Origin of the sequence: Atopobium sp. oral taxon 810 str. F0209 (assembly GCF_000466405.1) — a bacterium.
In the GTDB taxonomy this organism is placed as follows: domain Bacteria; phylum Actinomycetota; class Coriobacteriia; order Coriobacteriales; family Atopobiaceae; genus Olegusella.
The window spans coordinates 42,204-42,875 of sequence record NZ_KE952967.1 but is presented as its reverse complement, the minus strand read 5'-3'; the positions used below and the strand labels follow the sequence as shown (position 1 = coordinate 42,875).

The following is a 672-nucleotide window of genomic DNA, read 5'->3' as shown; positions in this document are numbered from 1 at the left end:
GAGCAGTGCCGTTTTGACTGGTAATCCAACCTATGGCTTGATTTTGATTTGGGTACACTGATTTTCGAAGGGGTGATTTCCTATGACGTACGTGCACTATGACGTACGTACAATTTCTCGCCTGGAATGGCACTCTTGCTATTCTCGGCTTGATTTTGATTAGCCCTTATTTCATTTACAAAGCGATTTCGGGCTACCGATTTCGTAAGGCATTAGAGAAGGACTTGGAAGAAAGGGCTGAAATAAGCCGTAAATCATGGGAAGAGCATTTTAAGTTCATGAGAGAAGTGGATGAACTTGCCCGTGAGTGCGAGCAAATAGGATTAGACTCTGGTAATGATATTGATAATCAAGATTAGATTTTCCGTAGTATCTGGCTGTAAATAAATAATCCCTCCCACCTGATTTTCAAGTGAGAGGGATTATTTCTATCGACTGATTTTGATTGTCGCTACTCTGAGTTTATTTTGCTTGTAACTCGTTGCCATTAGCAGCGATTTTGAACCCTGCCCGTTTAGAAGTAGTGCCGTTTTGACTGGTAATCCAACCCGCGCGTTTGCAACCTGCTATTCCATGCGGTTTTGGAGCAGTGCCGTTTTGACTGGTAATCCAACGAGAGCACAGGCCTCTCTGTGGAGATGCCAGTTTTGGAGCAGTGCCGTTTTGACTGGT

General features: G+C 43.8%; 2 protein-coding genes. One reads left to right on the top strand and one right to left on the bottom strand.

What is annotated here, in order from left to right:
* The first annotated feature begins 98 nt into the window (after positions 1-98).
* The gene (locus tag HMPREF9069_RS08125; RefSeq protein ID WP_021626788.1) at positions 99-359 is read left to right on the top strand and encodes a hypothetical protein; all 261 of its coding nucleotides are present in this window, start codon (positions 99-101) and stop codon (positions 357-359) included.
* A gap of 103 nt (positions 360-462) precedes the next feature.
* Here the strand turns inward: HMPREF9069_RS08125 and HMPREF9069_RS09675 are convergent.
* The coding region (locus HMPREF9069_RS09675; RefSeq protein ID WP_232204067.1) for a hypothetical protein at positions 463-672 on the bottom strand (210 nt) is incomplete at its 5' end.

Coding starts and splice junctions, on each gene's coding strand:
- HMPREF9069_RS08125 (WP_021626788.1), top strand. CDS start 99: ATGACGTACGTACAATTTCTCGCCTGGAATGGCACTCTTGCTATTCTC.